At 48.3% G+C, this 1,290-nt stretch carries 1 protein-coding gene; it reads left to right on the top strand.

Annotated elements, in window-relative coordinates; translation table 11 throughout:
• Positions 1-137 precede the first annotated feature (137 nt).
• A partial coding sequence (locus GY683_RS02165; protein WP_297287189.1) for a DEAD/DEAH box helicase family protein occupies positions 138-1,290 on the top strand: 1,153 nt, incomplete at its 3' end.

The raw sequence follows: 1,290 nt of genomic DNA, 5'->3' as shown, positions 1-1,290 counted from the left end.
TTGCAAGTAAATTTTGTAAAAAGATGTGATTGGTTGGGGTGTGTGTTGAAATATTTAAATGAAAATGTCTCACCGTCTTTAAATTTCACCAAAAATCCCAATGATAAAGGATTGAATAATCGTCACCACGGACAATCATGAGAATCCCAGACATCAAAAACACCACGCGAGAAGAGCGACACCTCAACCAACTCGCCAAGCAAATCCAAGAAAATGCTGAACTCACAGGCGTCAACGTATCAGGCACACAAATCAGCAGTCAAGCCTTTGACCTTGTCAGCGACTACGAGCCAGCAGGCGACCAACCCACCGCCATCGTTGGCTTGGTGGACGGTGTCAAGGCAGGCAAAAAAGAACAGCTTTTGCTTGGCGTTACAGGCTCAGGCAAGACCTACACGATGGCAAAGGTCATCGCCGAGCTTGGGCGACCTGCGATCATCATGGCTCATAACAAGACCCTAGCCGCCCAGCTTTATGGCGAGTTTAAAGCGTTTTTTCCTAATAATGCGGTGGAGTATTTTGTCAGCTATTATGATTATTATCAACCAGAAGCGTATGTGCCTGCGTCTGATACCTTTATAGAAAAAGACTCTGCCATTAACGACCACATTGACCAAATGCGACTGTCCGCCACTCGTGCCTTGCTAGAACGCCGAGATGCGATTATCGTGGCGAGCGTGTCCGCCATTTATGGCTTGGGCGACCCTGAGAGTTACCTAAAAATGCTCCTTCATGTGGTGGTGGGCGATGTCGTGGACAGAACCGCCCTTATCAAACGCTTGGTTGAGCTACAATACGAACGCAACGAGCTGGACTTTGGGCGGGGGGCGTATCGCATTCGTGGCGAGACTTTGGACATTTATCCTGCCGAGAGTGAGAGCCTTGCCGTACGCATTGAGATGTTTGATGATGAAGTAGAAAAAATCGTCTGGTTTGACCCTTTGACAGGCAAAAACGTCCGCACTGCCCCACGCATTACCATTTACCCAAAATCGCACTACGTTACCCCACGAGAAAAATTGGAGCAAGCAAGTGAGACCATTAAAGCCGAGCTTGCTGAACGGCTAGAATATTTTAGAGACAATGACAAACTCATCGAAGCCCAACGCATCAAAGAGCGTACCCAAGACGACCTTGAAATGATACAACAGCTAGGCTACTGCAACGGCATTGAAAACTACTCACGCCACCTATCGGGGCGACCGTCGGGGCTTGCTCCGCCCACGCTGTTTGATTATGTGCCTGATGATGCGTTGCTATTTATTGATGAAAGTCATGTTACCGTCCCCC

Origin of the sequence: Moraxella sp. (assembly GCF_024227015.1) — a bacterium.
Classification (GTDB): Bacteria; Pseudomonadota; Gammaproteobacteria; order Pseudomonadales; family Moraxellaceae; genus Moraxella.
Note: the sequence above shows the minus strand (reverse complement) of the source record. Positions and strands in the feature narration are given on the sequence as shown.